The sequence below is a fragment of the Paenibacillus sp. FSL K6-3182 genome (assembly GCF_037976325.1).
Classification (GTDB): domain Bacteria; phylum Bacillota; class Bacilli; order Paenibacillales; family Paenibacillaceae; genus Pristimantibacillus.
Window position 1 is genome coordinate 2760661 of the sequence record NZ_CP150265.1, and the last position, 24129, is coordinate 2784789.

At 44.2% G+C, this 24129-nt stretch carries 23 protein-coding genes and 1 pseudogene; 15 read left to right on the forward strand and 9 right to left on the reverse strand.

The window, feature by feature from the left end:
* Positions 1-20 precede the first annotated feature (20 nt).
* The 5 genes from MHH56_RS11745 to MHH56_RS11765 form a co-directional block, all read right to left on the reverse strand.
* Complete coding sequence (locus MHH56_RS11745) at positions 21-782, reverse strand: response regulator (protein ID WP_339208392.1); 762 nt, start codon at positions 780-782, stop codon at positions 21-23.
* Entirely contained in the window at positions 757-2520 is a 1764-nt protein-coding gene (locus MHH56_RS11750) for a histidine kinase (RefSeq protein ID WP_339208394.1), read from the reverse strand. Before MHH56_RS11750 ends, MHH56_RS11745 begins: the two co-directional genes overlap by 26 nt.
* Positions 2521-2665: 145 nt before the next feature.
* Positions 2666-4159: an ABC transporter substrate-binding protein gene (locus MHH56_RS11755; protein ID WP_339208395.1), complete on the reverse strand. Its 1494-nt coding sequence runs from the start codon at positions 4157-4159 to the stop codon at positions 2666-2668.
* A gap of 87 nt (positions 4160-4246) precedes the next feature.
* On the reverse strand, positions 4247-5176 hold the full coding sequence (locus MHH56_RS11760; RefSeq protein WP_339208397.1) for a carbohydrate ABC transporter permease: 930 nt from the start codon (positions 5174-5176) through the stop codon (positions 4247-4249).
* A gap of 12 nt (positions 5177-5188) precedes the next feature.
* On the reverse strand, positions 5189-6145 hold the full coding sequence (locus MHH56_RS11765) for an ABC transporter permease subunit (RefSeq protein ID WP_339208398.1): 957 nt from the start codon (positions 6143-6145) through the stop codon (positions 5189-5191).
* 237 nt (positions 6146-6382) lie between these two features.
* On the opposite strand from MHH56_RS11765, the gene MHH56_RS11770 reads away from it, so the two are divergent.
* Both MHH56_RS11770 and MHH56_RS11775 read left to right on the forward strand, forming a co-directional pair.
* On the forward strand, positions 6383-6538 hold the full coding sequence (locus tag MHH56_RS11770) for a hypothetical protein (protein WP_339208399.1): 156 nt from the start codon (positions 6383-6385) through the stop codon (positions 6536-6538).
* Between the two features lie 86 nt (positions 6539-6624).
* A complete protein-coding gene (locus MHH56_RS11775; RefSeq protein ID WP_339208401.1) occupies positions 6625-7275 on the forward strand; it encodes a hypothetical protein in 651 nt (216 codons plus the stop codon).
* A 25-nt stretch (positions 7276-7300) separates the two neighbouring features.
* On the opposite strand, the gene MHH56_RS11780 is transcribed toward MHH56_RS11775, so the two are convergent.
* Positions 7301-8176: an AraC family transcriptional regulator gene (locus MHH56_RS11780; RefSeq protein ID WP_339208403.1), complete on the reverse strand. Its 876-nt coding sequence runs from the start codon at positions 8174-8176 to the stop codon at positions 7301-7303.
* A 143-nt stretch (positions 8177-8319) separates the two neighbouring features.
* Here MHH56_RS11780 and MHH56_RS11785 point away from each other — a divergent pair, with 143 nt between their 5' ends.
* The 4 genes from MHH56_RS11785 (at position 8320) to MHH56_RS11800 (ending at position 15351) form a co-directional block, all read left to right on the forward strand.
* Positions 8320-10914 carry a GH116 family glycosyl-hydrolase gene (locus MHH56_RS11785; protein WP_339208405.1) on the forward strand — a complete coding sequence of 865 codons (2595 nt, stop codon included), beginning with the start codon at positions 8320-8322 and terminating at the stop codon, positions 10912-10914.
* A 397-nt stretch (positions 10915-11311) separates the two neighbouring features.
* Entirely contained in the window at positions 11312-13441 is a 2130-nt protein-coding gene (locus MHH56_RS11790; protein ID WP_339208407.1) for a GMC family oxidoreductase, read from the forward strand.
* Positions 13442-13576: 135 nt separating this feature from the next.
* Positions 13577-14038, forward strand: a complete 462-nt coding sequence (locus MHH56_RS11795) for a GNAT family N-acetyltransferase (RefSeq protein WP_339208408.1) — start codon at positions 13577-13579, stop codon at positions 14036-14038.
* A 167-nt stretch (positions 14039-14205) separates the two neighbouring features.
* Positions 14206-15351 carry a low temperature requirement protein A gene (locus MHH56_RS11800; RefSeq protein ID WP_339208409.1) on the forward strand — a complete coding sequence of 382 codons (1146 nt, stop codon included), beginning with the start codon at positions 14206-14208 and terminating at the stop codon, positions 15349-15351.
* Between the two features lie 52 nt (positions 15352-15403).
* Here the strand turns inward: MHH56_RS11800 and MHH56_RS11805 are convergent, their stop codons facing one another.
* Both MHH56_RS11805 and MHH56_RS11810 read right to left on the reverse strand, forming a co-directional pair.
* Positions 15404-16750: a VWA domain-containing protein gene (locus MHH56_RS11805; protein ID WP_339208410.1), complete on the reverse strand. Its 1347-nt coding sequence runs from the start codon at positions 16748-16750 to the stop codon at positions 15404-15406.
* A gap of 201 nt (positions 16751-16951) precedes the next feature.
* Positions 16952-18457, reverse strand: coding sequence for a PLP-dependent aminotransferase family protein (locus MHH56_RS11810; RefSeq protein WP_339208411.1), 1506 nt, complete (start codon positions 18455-18457; stop codon positions 16952-16954).
* 175 nt (positions 18458-18632) lie between these two features.
* On the opposite strand from MHH56_RS11810, the gene MHH56_RS11815 reads away from it, so the two are divergent.
* The 7 genes from MHH56_RS11815 (at position 18633) to def (ending at position 22453) form a co-directional block, all read left to right on the forward strand.
* Positions 18633-19217: a GNAT family protein gene (locus MHH56_RS11815; protein ID WP_339208413.1), complete on the forward strand. Its 585-nt coding sequence runs from the start codon at positions 18633-18635 to the stop codon at positions 19215-19217.
* Between the two features lie 67 nt (positions 19218-19284).
* Positions 19285-19629, forward strand: coding sequence for a hypothetical protein (locus MHH56_RS11820; protein WP_339208414.1), 345 nt, complete (start codon positions 19285-19287; stop codon positions 19627-19629).
* Positions 19616-20101 carry a nitroreductase family protein gene (locus MHH56_RS11825; protein ID WP_339209566.1) on the forward strand — a complete coding sequence of 162 codons (486 nt, stop codon included), beginning with the start codon at positions 19616-19618 and terminating at the stop codon, positions 20099-20101. The genes MHH56_RS11820 and MHH56_RS11825 overlap by 14 nt, the downstream gene beginning before the upstream one ends.
* A 173-nt stretch (positions 20102-20274) precedes the next feature.
* Positions 20275-20931, forward strand: coding sequence for a GNAT family protein (locus MHH56_RS11830; RefSeq protein WP_339208417.1), 657 nt, complete (start codon positions 20275-20277; stop codon positions 20929-20931).
* Between the two features lie 138 nt (positions 20932-21069).
* The gene (locus MHH56_RS11835; protein ID WP_339208419.1) at positions 21070-21471 is read left to right on the forward strand and encodes a hypothetical protein; all 402 of its coding nucleotides are present in this window, start codon (positions 21070-21072) and stop codon (positions 21469-21471) included.
* Between the two features lie 217 nt (positions 21472-21688).
* Entirely contained in the window at positions 21689-21931 is a 243-nt protein-coding gene (locus MHH56_RS11840) for a helix-turn-helix transcriptional regulator (protein ID WP_076270562.1), read from the forward strand.
* 3 nt (positions 21932-21934) lie between these two features.
* Positions 21935-22453 (forward strand): peptide deformylase, encoded by a 519-nt coding sequence (gene def / locus MHH56_RS11845; RefSeq protein ID WP_339208421.1) that lies wholly within the window; start codon positions 21935-21937, stop codon positions 22451-22453.
* 113 nt (positions 22454-22566) lie between these two features.
* On the opposite strand, the gene MHH56_RS11850 is transcribed toward def, so the two are convergent.
* The gene (locus MHH56_RS11850) at positions 22567-23046 is read right to left on the reverse strand and encodes a GAF domain-containing protein (RefSeq protein ID WP_339208422.1); all 480 of its coding nucleotides are present in this window, start codon (positions 23044-23046) and stop codon (positions 22567-22569) included.
* 178 nt (positions 23047-23224) lie between these two features.
* Here MHH56_RS11850 and MHH56_RS11855 point away from each other — a divergent pair, with 178 nt between their 5' ends.
* On the forward strand, positions 23225-23377 hold the full coding sequence (locus MHH56_RS11855) for a hypothetical protein (RefSeq protein WP_339208423.1): 153 nt from the start codon (positions 23225-23227) through the stop codon (positions 23375-23377).
* Positions 23378-23875: 498 nt separating this feature from the next.
* Positions 23876-24073, forward strand: a pseudogene (locus MHH56_RS11860) (transposase); the annotation flags it as partial.
* Positions 24074-24129 lie beyond the last annotated feature (56 nt).

Here is a 24129-nt window from a genome sequence, read left to right on the forward strand (position 1 = left end):
CCTTTCTGCCGAGTTCGTTGTTAACCTTTTCCCCGCAGATCAGAGGGAGACTTTCCGAAAAAGCTTTGAAAATGTGTATAAAAATAATTGAGATTGTTGTAGCCGACGGAAAGCGCGATAGAAGAAATCTTCTCATCTGTCGATTGAATTCGTTCTTGAGCAAGCAGCATACGGTAAGCCATTAGATATTCTGAAAATTTCATATCGGATTCTTTAAGAAATAATTGTCCAAGATAGGTACTGTTCATCTGGAAACGTTCTGCCACTGATTTTAAAGTAATATTCTGAGCATACTCCGTCTTGATCATGAGCAAAATGCGGTTGACCAGCTTGGATAAGCTGTCATAGCTTACACCGAGTACCGGGTCCTTGTTCAGGCTCTCGCAGCTAGCATTACCTATCGTACCATGGAGATCTTCAACAATAATTTTCTCAATCACTTGCTGCAGCTTTGTACGATCCAAAGGCTTAAGCAGATAGTCTTTCACACCACAGCGAATGGCTTCTTGGGCATACTTGAATTCACTATAGCCGCTCATAATCACATATTTGGTAGGGATTTGTAGCTCATTAAGTCTATGAATCGTTTCATAACCAAGATCCTTGCCAACACAGACATCAAAAATAGCGACATCAGGCAGCAGGTCTACAACCTTGGACATGGCGGCTTCCGTAGATTCGCACGTATCTATCCGACTGAAGCCATATTGTTTCCAGTCGAGGATTCGCTTCATCCCCTCCAAAATCTGTGGTTCGTCATCCATTATCAGCAGTTTGTACATGTTCAATCACCTCTTTTGGAATCCGTACAGAAATCTTAACTCCAGCTTCCTCATTATTTCCAATCTCTATATAAAAGCTTTTCCCGTAAAAGAAGTGCAGCCTCGTGTAGACGTTGCGCAAACCGATACTCTCGGAAGAAGTATCATCCTGGTTGGACAGTGTACTTCGCACTGCATTTAAACGCTCCGCCCCAATACCGCGACCATTATCCACAAATTCCAATACATAATAATCTTCAGCTTCCCAGCCATTAACGATATACAAGTTAAACTCATTGCTAGCGCTAAAGCCGTGGATGAAAAAGTTTTCAGCCAAAGGCTGCATCCAGAATTTCACGGTAGGAATCGAGAGCAGCGCAGGATCTACATTGACCTGATAAAAAAAACGTTCTGGATATTTAAACTCCATAATTTCCAAGTATTTTTGCAGCAATTCCAGCTCACTTGCAATCGAAATAATATTTTCCTTCTTGACGATTTCGCGATAGAGCGCCCCTAAGGTAGCAATGGCATCAGCGGTATCTCTGTCCTGATTAACCAAAGCAGTGGAGCGGATGACCTCTAACGTATTATAAAGGAAATGAGGATTGATTTGATTTTGAAGCGCTTTCATCTCAGTTTCTTGCTGTTTTAGTTTAAGTAAATATTCATTGCGGATATGCTTATCTAACTGCTCAATCATATCATCTAGTTCCCTTGCAATCATGCCGTATTCATTTCGACGATAACGGGCAGGGCGATTAGGTGTGAAATTAGCTGATTTCACGCGCCCAATCGATTGAATAATGCGGTGCAGGAAGCGGAAATCATCCCGCATATTATACACAATAAGCAGTAGTACACTTATCATGGTCGTTAATACGATCAGAAAGATGGTAATCAGCATTCTGGCATGCTGTTTAATCAGCATGGATAAATCAACGATGCTAACGAACTTGAAATTGAACTTGGTGGATGGAAAGGTAATATAAAAGATATGCTTGAACAAGCCCTGCGAAATAACGCCATGACTGCGTCCATTCGCCGCCGCGAGACGCGATAATTCCTCTAAGTTCTGATCCTGCCCGCTGCCGATAAGGTAGACCTCACCAGAAGTGCTGACTGCAGCAGCTTTTCCCAATCGATAATTTTGTATAGATTTAAAGACTTGATCACTGCTGACCAAGAAGCGCAGCTCCCCTAATTCCTTAGAGCCCAGTGATGTATCCGATAGTTTCTTGCGATATACGAAGCCTTTTTGAATCGTATCGTGAAAAGCTTCGTCTGTATTTGGAAGACCGAATATGAAGCTTGCAATTCCGTTTTCGTTAAAGCGTACAACATTGCTATACTGATTGGTATGCAAACTAACCTGCGTAATTTCACCCTGCGCCCAGCTGTACAGGTAGGTTTTAATATCCTCTGGGAAGGATACCAACGGCTGTGAGAACTCGCTGTTTTGCAGACTATTGGTTAAATAGCCTTCAACGCTGCTGTTCAAAAAGCTGCGAGCATCTTCCATTAGACTATGATTGGAGTATATACGCTGCATGTAAGCCTCAATTCGGTCAGCATCGTACTGCAGCTCATTCTCTACACCTGCGAACGCATTTGCAGCCTCTAAACGAGCATCACCAACCCACTGATTCAGCAGCATGACACAGGTCAGAATGCCAAGGGCGAGTCCGATAGTTACGACAAAGACGACATAGGCAATAAACTTGTAACGATAAATTTTAATTTGTAAAAAAGAGCTCATATGGCACCTCAATTGCAGCAGCTCGCCTTAAAGCAAGTGGTTTCCATACCACTTTATCATGATTAAGCGAAGCTTCATAGATAGCAAGAAATAAGCATCCCATACAGAGTGTCTCAATATGGGATGCTTATTCAACTTGCTTAACTTACTTGAAGTAGTTATTGATTTGCTCTTGAGCCGCTTTCATAATCGTGTCCATGCCAGCGGACTTTAATTCAGCAGTAATTTTCGGAATCATTTTCTCCGGATCGGATGCGCCTGTAATGAGTTCATATTTGTATTTATCCCATACGGACTGGCAATTTGCTACTTCAGTCTGAAGATTGCTGATGTCCAGTGCGAAACCTAGCACAGTGGAGGATGTCGCTGCGTCATTCAGCTTTTTAACTTGATCCCATTGATCCTCAGGAGCACCTTTGGTAACTGCTAGATTAAAGAATGTACCTTGGGAGTATGCAGCCAGCGGCCAAGTATCAGAAGTACGCTCGATAACCTTTTCGCCATCCACATTTTTGTAATCTACGTCTAGCTCGCCGAATGCAAGCATATTGCGTAGTTTTGGATCAGTGTTGACTAATTCGAGGTACTTCAATGCTTCTTTCTTATATTTCGAATTCGCAGAAATCGCATTCAAGGAGCCTTGGATTGTGCTTGTTGTATAAATAGGGCCAAAGTGTTGAACCATATCATATTTTTCAACAGCATCATTGATTTGCCAGCTTACTTCTGCACCCGGAAATGCCTGAGCTGCAAAGAATGGTCTGCCTTTTTCATTCTCTGTTTTAGTCGGAGCATCTGGGTTGATGATGCCATCTTGGTACCATTTATGCAGGAGCTTCAGATCGGCCATAACATCAGGCTGCTCAAGAACAGAAACAACCGTACGTGATGCATCGTCAGCTTTTACGCCAACTGGAGTGAAGCCTAGTGTTAAATCATCATAATTGTTAAAGAAACCATTCAAGCCTTCACCTTGCGTCATCGGCAATGGGTAGAAGCTTTTGCCTTCGCCGGACTTGATGTTGTGAAGTGGTTGATCAAGGTCCTGCAGGGTTTTGATGCTGTTGATGTCAATATTGTACTTTTGCACGTATTTATCATCGTACACCCAATATTGCGTTAGTGCCGAATCCTTATAAGTAGGAACGGAATAATATTTGCCGCCAATTTTCGTGCCATCCCAAACCTTTTCAGGAATCAATTTGTATAAGTCAGGCGCATCACTTTGAACTAAATCAGTGATATCGGCGAAAGCTCCCATAGCCACTTGCTTGCTGTATTTACCGCTGTTTGTGAACATAATGTCGAAGGGTTCGCCAGTATTTACAATCGTGTTGATTTTGGTGTCCCATTCACCCCAGCTGGCTACTTTGATGTCAATTTTCACACCAATTTTCTCCGCTGTATATTCATTCATAGCATCAATCGCTTTGCCGAAGTTATTAGGCACTTGGCCGCCGATCGTCCACCAGACGAGCGTCGGAATATCCTTGCTTGGTGCTTCGCTGTCCTTTGGCGCGTCTGTCGTTGACGGAGCGTTTGTTGCAGCTGGTGAATTCGAGCCGGAGCAGGCTGCTAAGCCACTCACCATTAGTGTGAGAATACAAAGCGTAGAGATGAACTTCCAAGATTTCTTCATTTCATTTCCCCCTTATTGAAGTTGTGTCACCGTAAGCGTTGTACAGTGATCTATCATAAACCAAGCAGGCTTGGTTTATTTCGTTGATTATCCTTTAACTGCGCCAATCGTTAACCCGGAAATGAAATATTTCTGGAAGAACGGATAGGCGAAGGCTACAGGCAGAACAATGATAATCGCTACAGCCATGCGGGCAGATTCCTTCGGCATCGTTGCGACGAGCACGGCATAGCTTACGCCCATACTAGCAGCGTTTTTGGCAAGCGCATCGACATTGCTCATCAAGCTGTTAAGCAGTGCCTGCAAAGAATATAGGTTCTGGTTGTTGATGTATAACATCGATTGAAACCAGTCATTCCAATAAGAGAAGCAGAGAAATAGTCCAATGGTTGCAATGACCGGCAAGGAAATCGGCAGAATGATGGAGAAAAAGATTCGCAGCTGGCTCGCACCATCAATTTCAGCAGATTCAATCAGCCCGTCGGGAATCGTGCTTTTAAAGAAGGTTTTACAAATGATAACGTTAAATGAAGAGACGGCAAGCGGCAGAATAAGTGCCCAGACGCTGTCTTTTAGCCCTAATAGATTAGTATTAATGAAGTAGCTGGAAACAAGACCGCCATTGAATATCATAGGGATGAAAACGACCCAAGTTAGAAAGCCCTTCAGTTTGTAGTTTGGGCGAGAAAGGACATAGCCCATGGAGGTGGTAAGAAATATACCGAGCACAGTACCAACCACCGTAACAAGAGCGGATACGCCGAGCGCCCGCAAAATCATCGTTCCTTGCTTGATCACATAAGCGTATGCTTCACCTGATAGTGCAACCGGCAATAGATGATATCCTGTCTCACGTATGGAGTTCTCACTGGAGAGTGAAATGGACAGCACTACAATTACGGGTATGACGCAGATCAGCGCCAATACGATAAAGATCAGGTTGAAAAATAAGTTTACAACGTTGCTTGTACGGTTGAATTTCTCAAGACCTGTTTCGTAAGTCCTTCTCGTTGACATGGTCTTACCTCCTTACATCATCGCGCTATCAGGATCGATTTTGCGAACAATCCAATTAGCGATTAGAATAGTTGCACAACCCAGAACGGACTGTACGAATGCGGCAGCAGCGGCCATCCCTAAGGTAGCGGATTTCAGTTGTTTATACACCATGACATCGATGGTGGTAGACACGTTAAACAATGAATTGGAATCTCGCGTGACCTGAAAGAACAATCCGAAATCGGTGTAGAAGATACGTCCAACTGCCAGAATGAACAGCATGACGATAACGAGTTTGAGCATCGGCAATGTAATAAAACGTGTTTGCTGCCAAATGGAAGCGCCATCAATTACAGCGGCTTCATAGTACGTGCTGTCAAGGCTTGTGATGGTTGCCAGATAAATGACCATGCCATAACCTAAGCCTTTCCATACATTTAAGAGAATTAGAATGTACGGCCAGTAAGCCGGCTCCATGTACCAGTTAACAGGATCGCCGCCCATGTTGACGAGCAATTGATTAAGAATCCCTTTATCAAAGCTTAGGAACGCCCAGCCTACAGCAGATACGACAACCCAAGATAAGAAATAAGGGAGGAACATCATCGTTTGATAGACTTTGCTTGCTTTGCGGCTGTGGAGCAGCCCAATCATAATAGCGAAGAGAACGGGCAACACAATTCCTAGAACGATAAAAATAATGTTGTATCCAATGGTGTTTCGAATAATGATCCAAGCATCATTTGACTTGAACAAGAACTCAAAGTTTTTGAAGCCTACCCAAGGACTATTAAATACATTGCTCAAAAACCCGCCGCTAATTTTGAAGTTTTTGAAGGCAATAATGATCCCGAACATAGGTAAGAAACAAAACAGGATGTACCATATCGTTGTAGGCAATGCCAAGAGGGTGAGTTCCGTATCCTGCTTGTGCCAACGAATTCGTAAGCGCTTTCTTTTATCTTGAAGTTCAACTGTCGATTTCATGCCTTTTACTCCTTTCGGTGTCTTCTCGGATGTGTTGCACTTGTTAAGCTCATTGTATAATAGGAGGATTTAATGCTTCTAGATAACAAACTTGATACTATAGTCAACAAACGTTAGATTCGATCATTCTGTTTTACAGAACCTTAAGAATGGACTCAAAGCTTAATTCCAATATGTGTTAAAATAAATGGATAATTACGTGAATGGACTTGAAAAATTAAGTTAGGAGTGTGGATAATGGGTACATTTCTTTCAAATATCCAGGTTTTCACCGGTGTGCAAGATAGCGCAAAGTTGCTCGAAGAGCTGGTGCTTGCCGTAAGAAATAGGCTGGTAGGGGACGAATATGAGGAAACAGGCAATGCTGAATCGGCCGACCGCTCCCTTAACTAAAGGCGATTTGGGAGAAAGAAAGGGTCTTTGCTGAAGACGCGCTGGCGCTGGCAGCGGAGCTGCTGGATATTCCGGTTGAAGCGGCAATGCGGGGTTATGAGACGGATTCAGATTTTAACCAACATACGAAGGTACTTCATTTGCGCAGCAAGATCCGCTTCACGGATCATTTTGAAGAAATCAATGCACCCAAACTGGCATTCTCAAGCTGGAACTCCTTCGCAGCAGGGGATGTTGGCATTTCGTCAAAGGTTTTATTCGGCCTAATTAATCAAGGGCAAGCCTTTACTGGACTTGATGTGCTGCTTTGGGGGACGGCTCTTGAAGAGAAGTTAATTGAACCAGGACCGGGGATTCTGATTTGCACGTCGAACCAATCCCATACGCGGCGTGAATGGAACAGTGACCCGCAGCCGTATGAGTTCGAAGTAAAACAGCCGGGAATGGAGCAACGATTGCAAATTAAGGGATACCGCTATGAATATCCAGAAATGTCCTTTCCCGATGGGTATATACAGATGATGAATCCAGAGACAGCTGCTAAGCTAGGCCTCATGCGTAAGTGGATGGACAGTTTTAATCAAAATGGCTATTCGTTTCAGCTTTCGTTTACAGGAAAACGGGTGGGCAAATTCGATCTATTCATTGCATTTTTTCCGAGAGAGATTGGGGAAGGCCAGCTGGTTAAAAGCTTGCCAGTATTTATTGGTGTAAAACCGGATAAAGGTTCAATTTAAAAGTACGGACGGGCGGCTAATGTAGTTAGTGACGTCGTTCCTGATCATAGTTTCTTTTGAAATAACCGGGATTGACCCCAGTTATGGACTTGAAAGTTTTGGATAAGTGATGAACGTCAGTGAAACCGCAATATTCACTTGTCTGCTGCAGGGACATGCCTTCCTTCAACAGCTCCTGAGCATGCTGGATACGCAAGTTTAGTAAGTATTGATAAGGTGTCATATTGAATTGTTTCTTGAATAGTACTGTGAATCGAGAGGGAGAAAGGTCTGCTCTTTTGGCCATATCGCTAACATTGATAGGTTCTGAGATGCGAAACGCTAAATAGGACGTAATCCAGTTCAAGAAAGGACGACGAGATGACGAGGCAGCTTGTGGCTTCATATAACTTTTGAAAATCACGCTCAGAAATTCATAAGCCAGCTGATTGGCTTCCATGATGCCTAGATAGGTTTGTGATTGCCAGCATTCTATGATTTTGAAGACGAGGTCACGCAGCCTAACGGAGTGCGGAGTTTCTAGTTTAAATGGAATGAGCAAGGAATCGCATTTATGCAATCTAGGTTGTGAATAGGTGGAGTAGGGGGACATGTCCAATTGTCCTGGTCGCGTGATAAAGCTCTTATCCTTCTCTGGATTATAAAAGAAATCCAGATGCACGTAAGGATTGATCGTATCGGTAATGCCTTTGATTGTATGTACGTCCCCGGGCTGAAGCAAACAAAGATCTCCTGCATTCAGGAGATGAATTTTACCGTTGACCTCGATTTCGAATGAACCCTCCTGCACGTAAAAAATGATATAATCCAGCAAATTGCGCTCGCCAAGGAAAAAGGGCGGACGGATCGCATAATCTGATTCGCGAACATAGGGAGCGATGACGTAGTCCTCTAATTTCATCGTTATCTGCCTCTTTCATGATAAAATAATCGTTTTATACATAAAAAATAGATCTTATATATACAGGAATAAAGCTTATATTCCATTAAGATGAAGGTAGATTGCTGTTCAAGTATACCATGATCTTAAGGGAGGGTATAAGCGTGAAAAAGGCGTATAAGGGTACTAAAATGAGAGAAATAAGTTTTCCGCTTGGAGGAATAGGCAGCGGAAGCATCGGTCTTGCAGGCAATGGCCGGTTGGTGGACTGGGAAATATTCAACCGTCCAAACAAGAAGAGTTTCAACGGTTTTAGCCACTTCGCAATAAAGGCGGAGCGGGAGGGAAAAGTGCTGGATGCGCGGGTGTTGAACGGCGATTTGCAAGCGCCATACGTCGGCGAGCATCTTCGCGGTGCTCCGCTCCATAGCGGATACGGATTCGGACCTGAAAGCCAGACGATGGCGGGTATGCCGCATTTTCGAGAGGTCGAATTCAGGGGCGAATTCCCGTTGGCAGGCATGTCATTCGCGGAAATCGATTTCCCCGGGCGAATCGAATTAGTGGCCTTTAATCCGTTCATACCGCTCAAAGAGGATGACTCGAGTCTTCCCGCGGCTTTTTTTGAGTGGGAAGTTGAAAATACAAATCATGAAACGATTGCATACACGTTATGCCTCTCGGCTGGCAACCCTATTCCGACGGAAAAGGTAAATCACCGATACAGCATGATGGAAGGCACCGAAGGCGAATGCATACACATGATTAAGCTAAGCTCTGACCAGCATGACGATGCGCACGATCAGTTCGGCGATATCACACTGTCAACTGATGCACCAGATGTCAGCTACCAAGAATTCTGGTATCGCGGCGGCTGGTGCGACAATCTCGAGATGTTCTGGCATGATTTCACGCAGCAAGGACATTTGCAAAATCGTCAGTATCCCGTGACTGAGCCGCCTTTGGTACGCAAAGACACGGCATCACTTGCCGCTCATATTGAGCTGAAGCCCGGAGAGAAGAAAAAGATTCGATTCACGATCAGTTGGAACTTTCCAAACGTGGAGAACTATTGGAATCCCAATCCGTTAGGCTCTAACAGCTGGAAAAATTATTATGCGACGCTGTTTGAGGATTCCAGCGCATGCGCGAAATATGCGTTTGACCATTGGGATCGTCTTTACAGCGAGACCGTTAGGTTCAAAGATGCGTTGTTCTCATCGACGGTACCAGATGTTATCAAGGATGCGGTGTCTGCAAATTTATCCGTGGTCAAATCGGCTACAACACTACGTCTAACCGACGGTTCCTTCTATGGATTCGAAGGCAGCATCGAAGATACTGGCTGTTGCGAAGGTTCCTGTACGCATGTATGGAATTATGCTTATGCTCTGCCCTTCCTGTTCCCACGCTTAGAGCGCAGCATGCGGGATTTAGATTTTAAATACAACAAACGCGAAGACGGGAGAATGTCATTCCGGTTAATGCTCCCGCTCGGACGCGAGCGGATGGATTCCCGTGCTTGCGCGGATGGACAATTCGGCGGCGTTATTAAAGCATATCGAGATTGGAAAATATCGGGCAATACAGAGTGGCTTACGTCCGTCTGGCCAGAAATCAAGCAAAGCATTACGTACGCTTGGGCCGATACTAACGAGGACAAATGGGATCCAGATAAAACGGGCGTATTGTCGGGCAGGCAGCATCACACTCTTGACATGGAGCTATACGGACCGAATTCTTGGCTGAGCGGATTTTACTTAGCGGCCCTTAAAGCGGGAGCGGAGATGGCGGCATTCTTGGGTGAGAGTGAAACTGCTGACGAATTTGACAGCCTGTTTCAATCGGGGAAACGATGGATCGACGAGTATCTGTTCAATGGCGAGTACTACGTGCAACAAGTCGATTTATCGGATAAATCGCTGCTCGATAAATTCGACACGGATACCGTCAGCACGTATTGGAACAATGAACGAGGGGAAATCAAATACCAGATTGGGGAAGGCTGCGTCATTGACCAAGTCATTGCACAATGGCACGCTAATTTATGCGGTTTGGGCGAAATTTTCGATAAGGAACAGATGCGTACAGCTTTGAAGTCGTTGTATCGGTATAATTTCAAATCCAGCATGAGGCGGGAAGCGAATACTTGGCGCTTGTACTCTCTTAACGACGAGGGCGGACTCGTGATCTGCACTTGGCCAGAGGGCCGACATAAGCCGGCGATTCCGCTGACTTATAACTCGGAGACGATGACCGGCTTCGAATACCAAGCGGCTGCGCACATGATTCAAGAGAGTTTCATCGATGAGGGGGTTTCCATCGTTCAAGCGATCCGGGAGCGTTACGACGGCGAGAAACGCAATCCGTGGAACGAGATCGAATGCGGCAGCAACTACGCGAGATCTATGGCCAGTTACTCCTTGCTGCAAGCCTTCAGCGGCTTCGAATATGACATGGTCGAAGGCATGATCGGATTCAAACCTGTTCAGCCGGATGTGGATAAGTTTCGTACGTTATGGTCGCTTGACATGGGCTGGGGCGTCTACGAGCAAAGCGAGACACAGACTCAGCTGCAATTACTGGGCGGCAAGCTGGTCGTAAAATCGATTGGATTACCCGAAGATAGAATCGAAACGATTAAACAAATCGAATTAGGCGATGCTAGTTTGGTTTATATCATCGTAGAAGATAGGATTCATTTTGAACCGCCGATTATCATTGATGCGGGAAACATGCTTGTAATTAAGCATGCTTAGAGGCAAGAGGTTAGTTTTATTCAGTCTGACAGAACGTATCCTACCTCATTAAGTTAACTATTTCGACCAAAGCGGCATTTGTACGTATGCTTGATATGCGTTTTAACATCCAGAAAAGCTCTAGTTTATGGGCATTTGCGAACTTAAGCCTATAACCACTGTTCTCAGAAACGGTGGTTTTTTGTTTTAGTAGTTTACTATTTTGGAATGAACTAAGAATGAAAAACACTTGAACAACTCGGTGAAAAGTATAATATGGAAATGAAGCTATATTTAATAAGAACTTGGGGACTGCGTGAAGCAAGCTGTTAAGGTATCGTTGTGCAAATAAAGGAGGAGCGTACATGAGGATGAGTCAAGACGCTGCTGTTAAAAGCCAATGGGTGGTGGAGGTTCGATGAGGATTGACGATCAAGAGTATATTTCGAGCGAGCTTCTTTTAATTTTGGAAGCGGTTGCAGATCAACTGATTCCAGGAGATGTATGGCCGTCGGCGACCGATGGAGGAGTTATAGCATACCTGAAACGTATTGCTGCTCAGGATACCGCTGCCTGGACGGATCTAATAGAACCAGGACTTCGTGCATTGGAAGCAGAGGCATTAGCTCTCCATAACCAACCATTTTCGGAACTGTCGCCTCATGAGAAGGATCGATTGTTGCGCGACGTCGAGCATGATTCTTTTGGCGGCTGGCCTGTTTCATCCAAACGTTTCTTTGACACTTTATTATGTCTGGTCGTTGAAGGATACTATGGAAGCCCGGAGCTGGGCGGGAATAGTGAAGGCAGATCATGGGAAATGATCGGGTTTCGTCCGGGCACTGTCCCCGAAAACATTGACACGGCCCCAGAAATAGATTTACCGCAAAAAAACTTCGATCAGCTTCGGGACCAATATGATGTGGTCATCATAGGTGCTGGCGCTGGCGGCTCGGTTGCGGCGGCTGTATTAGCTGAATCAGGGCTTCAAGTTCTCGTTATTGAGCGTGGAAGCTGGCTTCGTTACAGTCAGGTAGGCAGTGATCATTTGCGCAACCATCGCTTTAGCAAATATGGTCATAACACTGGACCAGGAATGGAAGGCAACCCTCGTACGATTCTATTGGCGGGCGGAGATGAGCGAATTACGTCGCCTATTGATGGGGACTATCATAATAATGCAATGACACTGGGTGGAGGGACACGGGTTTACGGTGCGCAGGCATGGCGATTTCATCCAGATGACTTCCGCATGGCGAGTCGCTATGGAATACCAGATGGGAGCTCGCTGAGCGATTGGCCGATTAGCTATGAAGAACTTGAACCGTATTACATGCGGGCAGAGTGGGAAGTTGGCGTCTCTGGTGATGGGAATGCCCATTCTGGACGCGGGAAGCGACGACAGGATTATCCAATGCCAGCGCTGTCACGTACGCTGGAGGCAGAACGTCTAGCAAGAGCAGCAGAAAAGTTGGGATGGGAAGCGGGTCCGGTGCCGCTGCTCATCAACTCCGTTGATAGGGACGGTCGGCCAGCTTGCGGCCGGTGCGGACAGTGTGTTGGATTTGCCTGCCCGACCAATAGCAAGAATGGCGGGCATAATACGATGTTAGTGAGGGCACTCGCAACAGGTAACTGCGACCTGATCTGTGATACCACGGTGGAGCGCATTGACACCGAGGGTGGAAAACATGCTACCGGGGTTCGTCTCGTGCAGCAATTGGAGGGCTCAATCCAGCGACGGATAATACGGGCGGGGCATGTTGTGGTTGCCGCCGGAGCTATCGAAAGCGCACGCCTCCTTCTCAACTCGGCAACGGAATCAGAACCGGATGGAATCGGCAATCGGAGCGGACAAGTAGGAAGAAACCTTCAAGGCCATGTCTACTCTGGTGCTTACGGCCTCTTTGATGAACCGATTCAAGACGGTCTAGGTCCGGGAGTGAGCATTGCCACTTTCCGCTTTGACCATAGTAACGAGGGCATTATCGGGGGAGGGTTGCTTGCTAACGAGTTCACTCGGTTGCCGATTATTCACTGGTATCGAGCGCTTGCCCCGAATGCGGCGCGATGGGGGAGCGCAGGCAAGGAAACCATGCGGCAGAGCTTCTTGCGCACCAGCCAAATTCAGGGGCCGATCCAAGAGATCCCGAGCGCGGAATCCCGAGTACGGCTATCAAATGCGATAAAGGATCGCTTTGGCATACCTGTTGCTCAGCTCTCGGGTAGCGTCCATCCTGAGTCGCTGCGAGCTTCAGCCATGCTGGGAGAGCAAGCAGAGAAGTGGCTTTGGGCTGCTGGGGCAAGTGAAGTTTGGCAAACTCGGGCAGGTGGCGGGCTTAGCGCAGGACAGCATCAGGCAGGTACACTTCGCATGGGCAATGACCCTTCAACTTCCGTCACTGATCCCTTAGGTCGTGTACATGGATACGACAATCTCTGGGTGAGCGACGGATCTGTGCACGTGACCAATGGCGGTGTTAACCCGGTGTTGACGATCATGGCTTTAGCTTTCCGTACTGCAGAGAACCTCGTGAAACAAGGGTAGCGAAAAATTATAGAAGCATAGTAACAAAAAAATGAATCATAAAAAGACTCGCTAAAACCTAAGATGGTCATCTTGCTATCAGAGATGCGTAGTGGAAGAACTGCATCTGTGCAGTTCAAAAATAGGGAGGTAATCATGTCCATTATACGCCTTGCTACCCTGGAAGATATCGATGAACTTGTTCGAATGCGCTGGGAGTTCTCGGAAGAGGAGAACAGCGATAGTACACTAAACTATGAGGAGTTCCATCAAACTTGTTATGAATTCTTAGTTAAAGCAATGAAAAGCGGAGACTGGTATATTTGGGTAGCAGAAGATTCAGGAAGCATAGTGTCACATATGTATCTTCAACTCATTCATAAAGTACCGAGACCCGGTAAATCCCCGGACCCTTATTATGGATACGTGACCAACGTATATACGCGACCTTCATTTAGAAATCAAGGAATCGGCAGCGACATTCAACTGGCCATGGAGCATTGGTCAAAAGAAAATAAAGTCGAGTTCCTTTTGGTTTGGCCGAGCAGCAATAGTGTGCAATTTTACTCCAAAAATGGCTTCTTTCGCTGCGATGAAGCGATGGAAAAGCATTTATAGTTTTATAATAAGAGCAGGAGCTGCGATAGCCTGCTCTTCTTTTTTTGCTCGATCAGAAAATAATCAGATTTCTCTATTCGTATTCGTCCACATCCGCTAAGATAGGTTAGTACTTAAAAAGATTGATAGCGGGGGTTCAGCACCCCAATCGAAAAGGAGCACTAACCATGATTAAACAAGTACTAGGATTACAACAGAAAGAAGGATCTGCTGAAAAGAAGGTTACCTGGCTGGAATTGTTTTATGATTTGCTTTTTGTAGCGGCAGTTTCAAAAGCAGCTCATGTGTTGCTGCATGTCGAGAATGGCTCCATTCCAGTAGAATACTTAGGGAAATTCGTACTAATCTTCGTTCCAATTTGGTGGGCTTGGGTGGGACAATCGCTTTTTGTAAATCGCTTCGGACAAGATGTCTTATCCCACAGAATATTTCTCATTCTACAATTATTTTTTGTATTAATAATGACGGCCAGCTTATCGGTTGATTTTGATCAATATTATGTTTCATTTTTAATAGGCTATATTGGTTTAAGAGCTATGACGGCTATTCAATATTTAGCGGTTCATAAGAAAGAAGAAGCACATAAAAAGATCACTGCTCATTATTTAGGGAGTCGCTTTTGGATTGGTTTGGTCATATCTGCATCATCATTATTTTTTGACTCGTGGATACGTTATGCCGTTTTGTATGCAGGAATAGCTGTAGACATATTGCTGCCTTTAATCGGTCGAAAATATTTAGTGAAAAGCCCGGTAAATACTCATCATTTATTAGAACGCTTCTCTCTGTTTACGCTTATTCTGCTTGGCGAATCCGTAATCAGCATACTAGCCGTATTGCAGTCCAGCAACTGGACGTGGCAATCTATCTTATTTGCGTTAATTACTTTTGTGTTAATCATCGCTATGTGGTGGCAATATTTTGATAACGTCGAGAAGAAAGTAAACAAATCAATAGAGACTGCAGGACAAACGATTATTTATGGACATTTATTCATTTATTTATCGATGTGTATGATCGCTGCTTCGATTCAGTTGTTATTTTTGAAACAATTAGATTATTTATTTATGTTAGGTTATATGTTTGGATCTGTATTGCTCTATTTTTTTTCAACCTCATTAGTTTTCCATAAGTATAGACATGAACATCAAAGACTGGGCATATCACATTTAGCACTTTTCTTAGGGCTGCTACTCGCTTTTTTTACAGTGGATTTGTTTCTTGTACTTCCCAATTACATAATCATTGGAGAAGTGATGGTGTTTTTTGTTGTATATGCAAAATTAACAACGCAAAACGTGAAAAAGCCATGAGCACGGATCATTGCTGAACGGTGCTCATGACTTTCGACTTGTATACTGCTTGCTACGGGCTGATGATACCTTTGGCCCGAGCGTCTTTCAGCCACTGCGGGTATTCATTGAATAGTCGATCATACAGATCCTCGTCACTAACTTGGTCCAAATCATCCAGCGCAAAAAAATCGGCGTTATCGAGTACTCGTCCCCTCAAATCATCGAGCTTGCGCAACACGCCGAAGTCGGCATTACCGAGGCCGACAAATTGCCAAAATATATTTTGACCGGAGCTATCAATAAGCAGCTTCGAAATTTTCTTCGTTTCATAGATGCCGCCATCGCTGAAGAAGACAATATAGGTTGGCATTTTTGAAGGCTCTTCTTGTGTATACTTCTTGATTATATCGGCCATAACGAGAGGCTCATTATTACCTGCCCCGAGGCCGCCAAATAGGCGAGGGGCCGGATATGTATTTTTAACATAATTTTCGTATTCATTTTCGTTTACGCTCTTCATTCGTTGACTCTTCGAGGCAAAGAACCAGACATCCATCATGCCATCGTCATCCATGCTTGCAGCTACTGCAAGTACCCGCTCAAATGCTCGCTGCACCACGCCTTTTTCGTAGAGAGCATACATGGAGCCGGAGGCATCGAATATAACAGCTACCCGCGCTTTTTGCTGATCGATATTTTTTTTGCGAAGCGATATGGCCACCTTTTGCTTCAACAAATCAATTTTGTTCAAATTAATTTTAGATGGCGCTGCACTTGCCGAGGAGCTCGCTGCGCCTGAGCGTGCAGCTTTGATTTCGGATACAGCTTTTGAGCGTGACTGATCGGCTTGAATCGTCGGAGCAGTTGGGGATGGGGGACTGCTTGTATCTTCTTCCTCAGCAACGTTTACGCCATGAGCTTCCGCGAGCGGTTTCAAACCACCATGGAAACCTTTGCCAACTGCACGAAGCTTAAAGCCGCTTGAATGCAGGTACAACTCGGCGAGCACTAGCGAGGTTTCAGCATTTCCTTCTGTTATTTCATATACAACTTTATTCACCGAGGTTTCGGCTGTGATTTGGCATCCCTTTACATCTGCGAACGTTCCCGGTCCATCAAGGGTGATCGCAAATACGCATTTTTGAATTTTCGATGACTGGAGGGCTGAAAGATTAATGATGAATTCACTATTCCATTTGTCTTGTGGAGTGAATTGCACGATGCGCCCAGGATCGGCAGGCTGGTTGTAAAATACGAAATAATCATCGGATGAAACTTTACCGTCAGAGCCTACCATAAAGCAGCTGACATCGAGCTCTGCTGGCGAATGCTTGCAGGAAATGGCAACCTTCACCGAGGTCGCGTCGCCAAGGGGAGCATTGGCGCCTGTTATTAATTTAATCGTAGAAGTACTCATACGTTCACTCTCCTTGTCTCGTACTGAGAATGTGAGGGATAACCTGCATATTATGGAAACCTTACACTGTAATGGTTGAATTATATCATAGGATTGAATAGAGAACTATTCTAATAGATGGGTGTGATTTAATAGATTATCCATGCTTAAGAATCAATCTGCTTAGCTTATGTCCGGTGAGAATGGGTTGGTTGTTGGAATTTATAATTTTGATTCTACAAGCTTCCAAGCTTCACTCATTCTTTCTATTCCGTCTGTCAAATCATCGTCTGTGAGGTGGGAAAAGCCGAGGCTTATGCCAATCCGATTACGGTTCGTTCGATCTTTCACCCACTCGACGCCTGCTTCCCAGCAAGCCTTCTCAAAAGCATCATAATCCTCTTGTGCTCCTGTCCACCAACCGAAAATATGCAAACCTGCATCTCCCTCAACCCAGCGAATCGGAATGGTCAATCGTTTCAACGCGTCGCGCAAAAGAGTGAATTTGTGGCTGTATATTCGCTTCATTCGTCTCAAATGCCGTTCATACAGCCCGCTGTTCATGAACGAGGCGAGTGCCCGCTGCTCAAGAATCGCGCTTGGATGCGGCTCATATAACGCCTTTGCTCTAGCAAAGGGCACGACTAAAACTCTCGGCAGAACAACAAAACCAAGCCTTATATCCGTCATCATCGTTTTGGAAAATGTTCCTGTGTATATGACGAGATCAGCTGAAGTATCCAAACTTTTGAGCGTCTCAATCGGTTTGCCTCGGTGGCGGAATTCACTGTCATATTCATCCTCGACGATAAATGCACTCTGATCAGCGGCCCATTGGAGCAGCTGCTGCCTTCGCTTCATGTTCAACACAGCCCCCGTTGGGTATTGGCGATTCGGTGTAACAAAAAGCAGCTTGGCATTCCACGGTTGCGGAACTAGTCCTTGATCGTCAACTTCACCTTCAATCAACATTGCTCCTGAAGCAAGCACAGCTTTCCGAATCCCGTAATAACCGGGGCTTTCGGCTACGACGGCATCCCCAGAGCCTGCTAAAAGCTGTGTCAACAAGGCAATTGCTTGCATCGATCCGTTTACGATCGCAATTTGCTCCGATTCAACAACAATACCCCGATAGCGCTGAAGATGCTTAGCGATGGCTTCGCGCAAAGTTTCCACACCAAGCGGCTTGTGTGCATCGATATTAGCTTTTTCTGTCATTTTCCTTGCTTCATCATACAGGCACCGATTCCAGTCTTCCTTCGAAAACGAGCTCATGTCGGTTATTCCTAGTTGAAAGGATATTTTCTCGGAACATTTTGAATGCTCTGAACCATCATTTACTAATGTCTGATGGCTATCCGCCCCATCAATGTGGGTATCTGTTTCCCTGACATGAACTGCCATGCCTGCAATCCGCTCACCCCATTCAGACAATTGTATTTCTCTGTTGGCAAAAGGGAGCAAAGAAAGGTTCGTTGTCTGATAACTAACGTATGTTCCGCTGCCGGTCAAGGGAGCCACATACCCTTCAGCTGCGAGTGCTTCAAGTACATTCGAAACTGTACCGCGTGAAAATCCATACATCCTCGCTAGTTCCCGGCTTGAAGGAAGCTTATCCCCATGGACAAGCTTGCCTTCCATCAAAGCATCCCGCAGCGCAAGGTACAACATCTCATATTTGGTGGTGTAACGTTCCTTATACGGCTCTAAAGCTAAATAAATAGTCATGTTTGCTTACCTGCCGTTTCTAAAGTGGTCTAATGAAATGGATCGAAAATGGATCTATTACTAATCCGATATGCATCATATAATGACAACAATCTCACATTTTCAGTAAACAAGCAATACGGAATCCATACCTTAGCAGAGATACTATTCTTATATAAAATCGGAGGTCACGGTAATGAATACAGAAAAAAACACATTGCAAGGAACGCGCGCAAAGCTGACCTTGTTGGAGGAGCATCATGCTGGCATGCTGCTGGAAGCGGCAAAGGACACACCGATTTGGGGTGTGTCTTTGAAAGGGATTTCTTCGTTAGCTGACGCCGAGCAGTATATTGGGCAAGCCAAAAAAGAAGAGGCGGCGGGAACCTGCATTCCTTTTGTTATATGGGATCAGGTACAGAATAAAATCGTTGGGAGTACCCGATTTTTCGATATTTCAGCAGAGCATCGCGGTTTGGAAATCGGCTATACCTGGATGAACCCCAGCGTTTGGCGGACAAGAGTGAATACCGAATGCAAATATTTGCTGCTGCGCGAAGCATTCGAGAATCACAACATGATCAGAGTACAGCTTAAAGCGGATCTTCGTAATACGAGGTCACAGGCAGCTATTGAGCGCATCGGTGGCATTCGAGAAGGGGTGCTGCGCAACCATCGCGTGTTAAGTGATGGCTATATTCGCGATACAGTAATGTACAGCATTACAAATCAGGAATGGCCGTCGGTTAAGGCAAGGCTGGAGTCTTATCTCTCTAAATAAGAATGGAGTTAGACCTTTTTATTTGTAGATAATGAATAATTTCTTGACAACTCGAGGTGGAATAACGATGCACGAGGGAAGACACGGACTCATAGGGCATCATCAGCACAGAGGACACAGAAACCGGGGACATGAACACGATGGTAGCAAACATGAGCGTTCTTCAAGCGCTCAAACCTTCCGCCGAGGCAGAGCGATTGCATTCCTTGAGAGACTTCAAACGAAGCGCTCTACTTTACTGCATCAACTGAATCAGCCAGAATACGACGCCATCAAACTAGTTATAAGTGGTGAATTAAAAGCAACGGATGCGATTATTCAGGAGTTTATCCATTCGTTTGAGCTTCGCGAAGCAGCTCCTGAAAGCGACAATAACAATAATGGAGAAGATGAGAAAAATGACAGTAACTGAAGCAAAAAGAACCCGCAGAAGTATTAAATCATTCCGTTCTCAGCCCATTTCCGAAGTTGATTTGATTTCTTGGCTTGAGACTACCAGCTATGCGCCTAACCATCGCTTTAACGAGCCTTGGGAGCTCTTGTTTATTGGGCCAGATACAAGAACTAAATTAAATCATAAAACGGACTTTGGCAAAGCGCCTGTCGTTATTGGAGTATTGTCTAAACCAGGTTCGACTTCATTTGAACGCGATGAGAATGTTATGGCTGTCTCTTGTTTTGTACAGAACTTCTTATTAGCCGCTCATGAAGCTGGTGTTGGTGTGTATTGGGCATCTCTAGGGGCTTTGGCTCACAACCGCACCTTTCTAGATGTGCCGGAAGATTACGATGTTATTGGTATATTTGGAATTGGTTATCCAGCAGAAGTTCCAAATGCTAAGCCAAGAACATCAATTGCTTACAAGATTACGTATCTCTCTTAATAATAAACCTCTCTACAGTATTGCTTGGTTGTGGGGAGTTTTTTTGTTATTAGTGAATGATCTAAAGCAAGAAATATTCACTTTGACTAGCCACAGCATTACGATATATTTAAAGCAATTCCACAAATTGAAACTCAAACAACAAATAATTAATATATAAAGGTTGTGATTCCATGCTAACGCCCGTCACCCTTCGAGGGGATCTAGTCCATCTCGAACCAATGACGATGGACCACGTCGATGCTCTCTGCTCCGCCGCCTCGGAAGATCGGTCACTTTATACGTATACCAATGTGCCAAATGGGCGGGTGGATACCGAACGATATATAGAGGGTGCGTTAATGTCTTACGAGAAAGGCCGTGCAGTGCCATTTGTAGTTCGTCATCTTGAAACAGAGCGGATTGTTGGCACCACAAGATTTCTGGATTTAGAAGTTTTCTCATGGCCGCCTCCATGGCCTCCAGGCGTTGCAAGTGGACCATCGCCTTCGGATGAGAAAACGCCAACCGTGGCCGAAATCGGCAGCACTTGGTATGCAGCATCAGTTATTCGTTCAGGAGTTAATACACAGTCTAAGCTTCTTCTGCTTACCCATGCGTTTGAAACGTGGAAGACAACTAGAGTTTCGCTCAAAACAGATGCTCGCAATTTACGTTCTCGTTCAGCGATATTACGGCTTGGTGCTGCTTTTGAAGGTATTCGAAGGGCACATGTCCCTACAAGTGATGGGGGTATTAGAGATACAGCTTATTATTCGATACTTGCCGAGGAATGGCCAGCGGTGCGAGCCAATCTTCAAGAACGTCTTCAAAGAGGATCAAATCGTTGATATTTTAGTAAATGTCGCATGTGAAAATAAACTGAACAAATAGTAATCTTAAAAACGAGCTCTTAACTTCAAATTAGCATATCTGAACTTGAAAAACAGTACCTTCAGATGAAGGTAAGCAAGTTAGGAGGGAAAAGAATGTGGAAACCATATCAAGAAATACTGAATCATGAGGCAGATTTTAGGGTTAAATATAGGTTCTATTCTCAAGAAGAAGGGGGCAGGAAGAAGGCTGTATTTCAAGGTTTACGCACTGATTTCTTTTATGATGTTAATGATAGCAAGGAAGGTATTTTTTCTGCTACATTTCCAGAGTTTGAAGACGAACATGGAAATATTATATTAAATGATGCTAGACCTGTACCAATAGAAGGTACAGCTAAAATGTGGATTGTTTTCTCTCAAATGAGAAGAGAAGTTCACGTGAATAATATTAAAATTGGAATGATAGGTTATTTCATGGATGGTCCGAAGAAAGTGGCGATTGCTGAAATTATTGAGATTTTAGGGCTGCATTCTAATGCGAAATTCATAAAATAACAAATGATCTTCAATTGAAAAGTGATTTTTTAAAATATAACCTCTCTAGCGTGAAGATACACGGTATAGAGGTTTTTTGTGTTTTATGTAGTAAAGAGCGTTGAACAAAAAGAGTGAGCTAATTTGTTGAGAAAATTTATATTTAATGATACTCTAAATTTAGGCAATGCCTAATTATTTTAGTTGTTGCCTAATGCGGTGTCGAGGGGTGTTTAACTTGCTTGAATGGATGCTCAGAAAAATGATGGCTGATCGAGGAATATGGACGGGTGCAGCGCTGGCTCGCCTGCTGGAGGATAAGGCTAACTATAACCTTTCTGCTCCTTCAATCAGTGCTCTAATATCAGGTAAACCGAAGCAAATGAAGGCTGAAACGTTAGATGCACTTTGTACTGCATTAGAATGCAAACCTAATGATCTATGGGTACATACCCCAACTTTGCAAGTCAAGGAGGCTTAGTTTGTGGCTATAAAAGCAATTCTGCCTTTTGGTGATCCTGTTCTTCGAAAGAAAGCTAAGCCAATTGAAAGCATTACTCCGAAAATTTTAAAGCTTTTAGATGATTTGGCTGAAACACTCTACGATTCGAATGATGGGGCTGGTCTAGCTGCTCCTCAAATAGGCATTTTAAGAAGAGTGATTGTCATGGATTGTGGCGATGGGCTAATTGAATTGATTAACCCGGAGATCGTCTATCAAAGCGGCGAACAAGCTGGCTCTGAAGGGTGTTTATCTCTTCCTGGATATTATGGCATAGTTAAAAGGTCACAACATGTGAAAGTGAAAACGTTAACTAGATCAGGTGAAGAGCTCGTTATTGAAGCAGAGGGTTTTCTGGCGAGATGCATACAACATGAGGTGGACCACTTAAATGGAACGCTTTATATCGATCTTATCCAAGAGAATTCTTTTTTTATAGAGGGGACGAATGAACGGGCAGATCTTATCGAGGCATGCAAGTTATCCTATACAAATTTGTAATAGAGGATTGTTAAAATTCAATGTTATCTCAACCTAAAACGAGCCACTAGAAACGATTCTAGGGCTCGTTATTTTTTGGATAAGACCTTCAAATTAAGACAGGCTATTTGGAATTACAAGTGTTGGATCAGTTGCTTAACGAGCTTCTCCAAGTAAAGCTGGTCAACCTCGTCAAAACGATTAAGCTCAGGACTATCTATGTCGAGAACGCCGAACAACTCGTCGTTTATAATAATTGGAATAACGATTTCGGATTGGGATGCGGCATCACAGGCGATATGTCCCGGAAACTCATGCACATTTCCAACTCTCACAGTCACTCTTTGGCTGGCAGCTTTCCCGCAAACGCCCCGATGTAGAGGAATGCGGACGCAAGCGGGTAATCCTTGAAAAGGTCCTAGGACTAGTTCTTCTCCCCGATACACGTAAAATCCAACCCAATTAATACGATCTAAAAATTGATTAAGCAAGGCCGATGCATTGGACAGGTTGGCAATTACATCAGATTCACCCTCCAGCAAAGCTTGAAGCTGCCGGATGGCCAAATCGTATTTTTGCTCCTTTGATCCTTCGTATTGTTCTGGATGAAACATCGTTCGACTCCTTTATTGTAAATGGGATTAGTTTATCATTTTTTGTTGTACATCACATTTTAGCATACTCCCTAATAAGATTTAAACATTTCGAAATAACCGGCAAATGAAGCAGTGGAAATCAAATGGATTAATTTTCAATGGGAGAACGCATACTAACAAAAAAGGAGTGATGGTTATGGAAAATAATAAAGACAATCCGAAAAAAGACTACAAGCCAGACATTACGAATTACGATTATGTTTGGGGCAGTGACCAAGATGAATATGTGAAAAACGACCAACCAGCTGACGAAGCAACAAAGCAAGAAATTGAACTTTCGGAAAAATGATTTAGTAGCATGTATATTTAAATCATAAAAGAGGCTGTCCCTAAAGCAATTTCCGAATCATGCAGCCCCCACTTTTCACGTAATATGCTGGCAAAAAAGAACCTTCAGATTCACTTTCATAGTGGTTTTGAAGGTTCTTTTGCACATACTATGGGATTCACTCACTCCGGTTTACCCTGCTGGGATATCCCCTATTCTAATTCGGCAAATATGCACTTCTACATTGTTCTTCATTATTTTCTATCCTGCATATTCGCAGGATAGCGGAATCATTCTCATACTTACGTGTAGCTATACTGTATTTCCTACAACATAAGCGCTCTAAAACTACTAAAATGGCAGATCATATAGAAAGTTATTCCATAAATACAACATAGATCTCCAACACAGCTAAACATGGGCGAAGTTCCTGCAATTGTGCAGGATAGCTGAACATTGATCGCGGAGATTGGTGTTGGAGACATCTCAAAATAGCATCAAAACAAAGAAAAAGTGTAAGGATATGCGTTGTCGGTAAGACGAATGATTGAACCTGAAAGTATATTCGGGCAAATCAAGAATAACCGGGGATTTCGGCGTTTTCTGCTTCGCGGCTTGACTAAGGTAAGTCTAGAGGTCGGCTGGCTTTCGCTTGCCCATAATCTGATGAAGCAAGCAAATAGTGACCTGAATAGAAAAATAGCCGAACAGGAATAGCTCTCCTGACGGCTATTTTTCATATTTTCCAATATTTCCGTTTAAAGTGAGCTATC